Below are 6744 nucleotides of genomic sequence, written 5' to 3'. Positions count from 1 at the left end.
ATCTCCGGCTATTGCCATTGCCCCCGTACGCCCCCGAACTGAATCCGGTCGAGCATCTCTGGGACGAATTGCGGGAGAAGTCTTTTCACAACCGGGTCTTTGACAGCCTTGATGCTTTGGAAGACCACTTGGAGCACGCCTTGCGAGATCTCGAAAACGATCCCGCACGCGTCTATTCCATCACCGCCTGGTCTTGGATTATTAATGCACTATAGATTGAAAAATTGAATAAAAAGGAAGAACGCCTTATTTTTCAAGGCCCTCCCCCTAGCTCTCTCCCAGAGGGAGAGGGAAATAAAGAAGGTTTTGAGTAAGTCCCGCAGATGTTAAGGCTTACTCGCGTCCAAATCCTCTACTTTGATAAAAATCCTGTTTTGCTGGCTACGGGTGGAATAATTTCGGCTGGCGAGGCCGCTTTCCTCACGAACGGAGGTTTCCACCACTCCCCCGATCTCGATCCATTCGCCGAGTGCGGCCCTTACCACCGTGTGAGCGCTTTGCGTATCGATGACACCGAACTGGTCACGGCTGAGTCGGTCGGACCACGGCGACAGTTCAATGATAACCTCGCTACCGGACAATCTAGGCGTTACCGCAAACCCGGTAGTCGCCGGCCGGTATTCGATGTTCTCGCTGTAGCTGTACCCATAGCCATAATAGGATTGAGTGGGAACGGGAATCTGTTCGCCGACCTGGATAAATGCCGACTGTCCCTCCAGAGTCTGCAATTGTTGTGTATGACCGGCGGAATCCCGGCCTTCCGACTGGTAAATATGCCCACGGATACGGACGTCCGAATCGGCCGGGCGGTTCAGGTCGATCCGTCCGCGCAAACGCGCCTGTGCATTCAAAGTCTCCGCGGACAAATCGCGGCCTTGAGTGACTGTGATCAGCAGCCTGTGCGAGCTCTTGTCAAGCTGCTGGATCAGATTTCGGATTTCCTCGACCTTGTCGGGATCAGCCTTCAGGATGAGCTGATTGCGGGCGGGAATCACGACGTCGTTCGGCCCCAGCAAAGGCTGAATTAGCGGCACCATTTCCTCCGGCGGACGATGGAACAGCTCAATGGTCGACAGGTCCTTCCCGGCGGCCGGAGCATTCCATGCCGAGATGGCGATTACGACAAAGGCGATGCGTAGCCACATATCGACAGGAAAACTTAAGTACTCGCCGTAATCTGCAGCAAGCTATCGGCGGTTAAACGATCAGCCATGGCAAGCTCATACAACTCCAAATAACGTTGAGCGCTTTGACGCCAAGAGAAATCCTTGCTCATACCAGCCCTTTGAACTTTCCGACACAGTACCTTGTTCTGACAAAGCACGAAACCTCGATTCAGGGCCTGGAATAAATCATCGGCGGTCGCGTCCCGGAAAACCACGCCGGTAGCCTGGCCCAGGCTTAGGTTCGTGGCGTTGGCATCAGCCACGGTGTCCGCCAAACCACCCACGTGACGCACGATCGGTACAGCCCCGTATCGTTGGCTGTACATCTGATTGAGGCCGCAGGGTTCGAACCGGGATGGCATCAGAAACAGATCGGTGCCGGCTTCGATCAGATGCGCAATCGCCTCGTCATAACCCAGCTTGACCGAAATACGATCGGGATACAGGCGTGCCCAATGCAAAAGAATCTGCTCATACCTGGCCTCGCCGCTTCCCACGATGACCAACTGAATGGGCATCTGCATCAGCTTCGGCAAAAGCTCGATCACGAGATCGATGCCTTTTTGCTGAACCAACCGGCCCACCCAAGCCATCAGGGTTATCCCGTCATCCCTCGCCAGTTTGAAAGCCTGCTGCAACGCTGTCTTGTTGGCAGGCCTTTTCTCCAACGAATCGATGTCGTAGTTAGTCGGAATGAAAGGATCGGTAGCTGGATTCCAAGCATCGGCATCAATACCGTTAAGTATGCCGCTGAGTCGCTCCCGACGATGCCTGAGCAAGCCTTCGAGCCCGGCGCCGAATTCTTCGCTCTGAATCTCTTCCGCGTAATTCGGGCTCACGGTGTTGATCCGGTCGGCAAACACCAAGCCCCCTTTAATAAAGGACAACTGGTTGTAAAACTCCAGCGCCTGGCAAGACCAGAACCGATTCGGCAAGCGCAATCTAACAAAGGTTTCGTAGGAAAAGACGCCCTGATAAGCCAGATTGTGGATCGTGAAAACGGTCGCCGGCCGCCCCGGCTCGTCGCTGAGCAATGCCGGCACCAAACCGGTTTGCCAATCGTTGCAGTGCACGATGTCGGGCTTCCACCGGAGCCCCAACCGGTCCATCGCGGTTTCCACGGCAACGTGACACAACAGGGAGAATCGCTCGGGATTATCGGACCAAGGCTTGCCATCCGGCCCGAGGTACGGATTTCCCGGCCGCCCGAAATACTGTGCGTGGGCAAGCAGCCAGACCGGCACCGGCGAATCCGGCAGCAAGCCTTCCAGAATGGCGATCTCGCCATCGCCATGCAACAGCTTCACCTGCTCGAAATGACCCGCGGCGATGGCCAAGGCATAGCCCGGAAGAAGTATGCGGACATCGTGGCCAAGCCCTTTTAGGGCTATCGGCAGGCTCCCCGAGACATCGGCGAGCCCTCCGGTCTTAATGAGCGGATACGCCTCGCTAGTAACGAAGAGTATTTTCTTCATTCGGGGGGTTCCGGTTCATCCTCCTCAGGAATCTCACAAGCCAAAACGATTCCGGCCAAAGGCGGAAGTGTGAGACTGATGGAATAAGGCCTGCCCATCCATTCCTTCGCCTCGGCTGTGACGGCGCCATTACCGACATTACTTCCGCTGTAATGACGGGAGTCGGAATTAAAGACTTCCCGATAAACGCCCGGCTCCGGCACGCCGATGCGATAGTTCTGTCTCGGCACGGGCGTGAAATTGAACACCATGACCGCGAACTCGTCGGAGGAACGGCGCAAATAACTCAGGATCGACTGCGGCGCATCGTGGCAATCTATCCACTCGAAGCCTTTATGCTCGAAGTCGTACGTATGGAGCGCCGGATTTTCCCGATAAAGCCGGTTGAGATCGCCCACCAGTCGCTTGATTCCGCCATGATGCGGGTACTCGAGCACGTGCCAGTCCAAAGGCTTGCCGGCATTCCATTCGGTGCCTTGACCGAACTCGCAGCCCATGAACAGTAGTTTCTTGCCCGGATAGGTGAACATGAATGTGTACAGCAATCTCAGATTCGCGAAACGCCGCCACTCGTCCCCCGGCATTTTCTGAAGCATCGAACCCTTGCCATGGACGACTTCGTCATGGGAAAACGGCAGGATGAAATTTTCCGTGAAGGCGTACAGCAAGCCGAACGTCAGCTGGTCGTGATGATAATGGCGGTGGACGGGGTCCTTGCTCATGTAGACCAAGGTGTCGTGCATCCAACCCATGTTCCACTTCATGGAAAAACCCAAACCTCCGGTCCAGGTGGGCCGAGTCACCTGGGGCCAGGCCGTGGATTCTTCGGCCATGATCAGCGTGCCGGGGAATTGCTGGTGAGTAACGGTATTGAGGTCGCGCAAAAAGGCGATCGCCTCCAAATTCTCGTTGCCGCCGTATTTATTGGGTATCCAGTCGCCCGGCTCCCGGGAATAATCCAGGTAAAGCATTGACGCGACGGCATCTACGCGAAGCCCGTCGAGGTGGAACTCTTCCAGCCAGAACAACGCACTGCCGACGAGGAAGTTGCAGACTTCGTTTCGGCCGTAGTTGTAGATCAGGGTGCCCCAGTCGCGATGTTCGCCAAGCCGCGGGTCCTCATGCTCATAAAGCGGCGTGCCATCGAAGTAGGCCAATCCGTGAGCGTCCTTCGGAAAATGAGCGGGCACCCAGTCCAGAAAGACGCCGATTCCGTTTTGATGGCAGTAGTCCACGAAATAGCGGAAATCCTCGGGCGTACCGAAACGGCTGGTAGGCGCAAAATAGCCGGTGGTTTGATAACCCCATGACGCATCCAAGGGGTGCTCGGTGATCGGCAACAATTCGATATGAGTAAAGCCTTGTTCCTTGACATAGGCTACGAGTTGCTTGGCTAGCTCCCGGTAATTTAGAAAATTGCCTTCGGAATCATGTCGCCAAGACCCCAGGTGGACTTCGTACACGGATATGGGCTCGTGGAGCCAATCCCGATTCTTGCGGGCCTCCATCCAATCGCCGTCATTCCAATCATAAGCTTCATCGGACACGACAAAGGAGGCGGTGTTCGGGCGCAATTCGAACTGCCGGCCGTAAGGGTCGGTCTTCAACAGGATGCTGCCCTGCTGCCGGTTACGAATTTCGAATTTGTACAGTGTGCCGAGTTCAAGCTCCGGAATAAATAGCTCCCACACGCCGCTGCTGCCCCGAGCACGCATCGGGTGGCGCCGTCCGTCCCAGGCATTGAAATCGCCCACCACGCTGATTCGCTCCGCATTCGGCGCCCACGTGGCAAACAGGGTGCCTTTGATACCGTCCACGGTGTGCAGATGGGCGCCGAGGATACGATAGATATGCCAATGCTTGCCTTCGCCAAAAAGGTAGAGGTCGAAATCGGCGAGCTGCGGCGGGAAAGTATAGGGGTCGATATGGCTTTGCGACTGTCCCGACTTGTCCGTCCAAAAGAGGCGGTAATGCTCGGGACAGGAACCATGGTCTAAATGGCATTCGAATATATCGGTGCCGGGTATGCGCTGCATGTCCGGACCACGCTTCCCGATTTGCACTGTTTCGGCCTGAGGAATAATCGCCCGGATCACGTCTCCGTCTTCCGTTCGATGCCGGCCTAGAACCGCAAATGGATCATGGTGGCGCGCCAGAATGATCCGCTGCAACTCCGAATCTATCTGAGGCGAAATGTCGCCGGCCCCGATAACGGATTGTGTGTCGGTCGAGTTCACTTTGTTTGGCCTCTGATAGTAGAATGTCGCCGTTGGGAAATGCCCGAAACACCTGGGTTTATGGTATCAAATTTGCGCCCCCGGTGTGCGTTACAGTCTAAAGGAGCTTTTCATGCCAGAGTCGATGCATGCGTCCCGTTTTGTTAGCCGCCTTACCCGGCACACTTTGGCACTTATTTTGGCTGGAGGCCGCGGAACACGATTACATAAACTGACAGAGTGGCGAGCCAAACCGGCCGTGCCTTTCGGAGGCAAGTTTCGGATTATCGATTTTCCACTTTCTAACTGCATAAACTCCGGTATCCGACAAGTTGGAGTGTTAACTCAATACAAAGCGGACTCGTTAATTCGGCATATTCAGCAGGGTTGGGGATTCTTACGAGCCGAACTGGGCGAGTTTGTCGATATCCTGCCGGCCCAACAACGTCTTCAGGAAACCTGGTACGCCGGAACCGCCGACGCGGTATACCAGAATCTGGACATCTTCCGCCAACGGGACCCCGAATACATCCTGATTCTCGCCGGCGACCATGTCTACAAGATGGATTACGGCCTGATGATGGCCTACCACGTGGAAATGCAAGCTGATTTGACCATCGGTTGCATGGAAGTACCGCTATCCGAGGCGAAAGCGTTTGGAGTCATGCATATCGACGAAGGCAAACGCATCTACGACTTCGTCGAAAAACCGGAAAGTCCTCCGCCCATGCCCAACCGGCCTGATCACGCTTTGGCGTCCATGGGCATTTACGTTTTCAATACCAGCTTCTTGTTCGAGCAACTCATCAAAGATGCGGACACACCCGGTTCGAGCCACGATTTCGGCAAGGACATCATCCCCGCAGTAATCAAGAAGTACCGGGTATTCGCCTATCCGTTCCGTGATGTGCAGAGTGGGGTACAAGCGTACTGGCGCGATGTGGGTACGCTGGACTCTTATTGGGCCTCTAACATGGAGCTGATCGGCATTGACCCTGAACTTAACCTGTACGACAAGGATTGGCCGATCTGGACCTATCAGGCACAAACGCCCCCTGCCAAGTTTGTATTCGACGATGACGATCGCCGCGGAATGGCGGTGGATTCCATGGTATCCGGCGGCTGTGTTATTTCCGGCGCCGAAGTCAGGCATTCACTATTGTTCAGCAATGTCCGCGTGAACTCTTATTCCAAGGTAAGGGATGCGGTGATATTGCCGGATGTTAACATCGGTAGACACTGCCGCGTCACCAAGGCCGTCATCGACAAGGGGTGCCACATACCGCCTAATACCGTGATCGGCGAGAATCCGGAAGAAGATCGAAAACGGTTCTATGTCAGCCCCGGCGGCGTGGTGCTGGTTACTCCGGACGCTCTAGGACAGCGACTGCATTTTGCCCGCTGAGCTCAAATTATTTCTCCGGCTCTCACGCATCGGCGTGTAGAGGCGCCGACGAAAAAATACTTTGGCTGATCGAGAGGACCCGGAGTTTTGAACGACGCTTATATCGCAATTACATTCGATGCGCCCCATTACCGGGCAGAGCAATTAAAAAATTGCAAGCATAATGATTCCCAACACTCCTGACGTCGACCCGCACTCGCCGGGCGGATTGAACAAACCTCCGAAAAAGCGCTTTTGCTCAGTCTTATCAAGTCACAAATCGGCCTAACGAGTTCTATATTGATACCTGCCCTCTTGACTTCAAGTCATCGGCATTCAGCATCATCCTCGGAAAGAACGCTCTAGGGCGTGTCCTCAATTAAGGGGTCGCCAAAGACGACCAAAAGCGATCCAATTGAGAGAGTGAATTCAGAAGAAGGTCGATGAATGGTACGACGGTATGGCTTACGGGACGATCAGTGGGAACGGATTCAAGACCTCCT

The 6744-nt window shown here is 54.8% G+C and carries 5 protein-coding genes; 2 read left to right on the top strand and 3 right to left on the bottom strand.

Annotation, left to right across the window (positions count from 1 at the left end; all coding sequences use genetic code 11):
- Positions 1-215, top strand: a 215-nt coding sequence (locus VEB01_RS13200) for a transposase (RefSeq protein ID WP_324876161.1), incomplete at its 5' end; no start/stop codon positions are given.
- Positions 216-326: 111 nt separating this feature from the next.
- Here the strand turns inward: VEB01_RS13200 and VEB01_RS13195 are convergent.
- Genes VEB01_RS13195 through glgB form a run of 3 tightly spaced genes read right to left on the bottom strand, consistent with a single transcriptional unit; the run spans position 327 to position 4851 of the window.
- Positions 327-1145: a secretin N-terminal domain-containing protein gene (locus tag VEB01_RS13195; RefSeq protein ID WP_324876160.1), complete on the bottom strand. Its 819-nt coding sequence runs from the start codon at positions 1143-1145 to the stop codon at positions 327-329.
- A gap of 14 nt (positions 1146-1159) precedes the next feature.
- Positions 1160-2641 (bottom strand): glycogen synthase GlgA, encoded by a 1482-nt coding sequence (glgA, locus tag VEB01_RS13190; protein WP_324876159.1) that lies wholly within the window; start codon positions 2639-2641, stop codon positions 1160-1162.
- Positions 2638-4851: a 1,4-alpha-glucan branching protein GlgB gene (gene glgB / locus VEB01_RS13185; RefSeq protein ID WP_414675472.1), complete on the bottom strand. Its 2214-nt coding sequence runs from the start codon at positions 4849-4851 to the stop codon at positions 2638-2640. The genes glgA and glgB overlap by 4 nt, the downstream gene beginning before the upstream one ends.
- A gap of 139 nt (positions 4852-4990) precedes the next feature.
- On the opposite strand from glgB, the gene glgC reads away from it, so the two are divergent.
- Positions 4991-6262 carry a glucose-1-phosphate adenylyltransferase gene (gene glgC / locus VEB01_RS13180; protein WP_324876155.1) on the top strand — a complete coding sequence of 424 codons (1272 nt, stop codon included), beginning with the start codon at positions 4991-4993 and terminating at the stop codon, positions 6260-6262.
- Positions 6263-6744: the final 482 nt, after the last annotated feature.

It is taken from the genome of Methylocaldum sp. (assembly GCF_035627495.1).
In the GTDB taxonomy this organism is placed as follows: domain Bacteria; phylum Pseudomonadota; class Gammaproteobacteria; order Methylococcales; family Methylococcaceae; genus Methylocaldum.
Note: the sequence above shows the minus strand (reverse complement) of the source record. Positions and strands in the feature narration are given on the sequence as shown.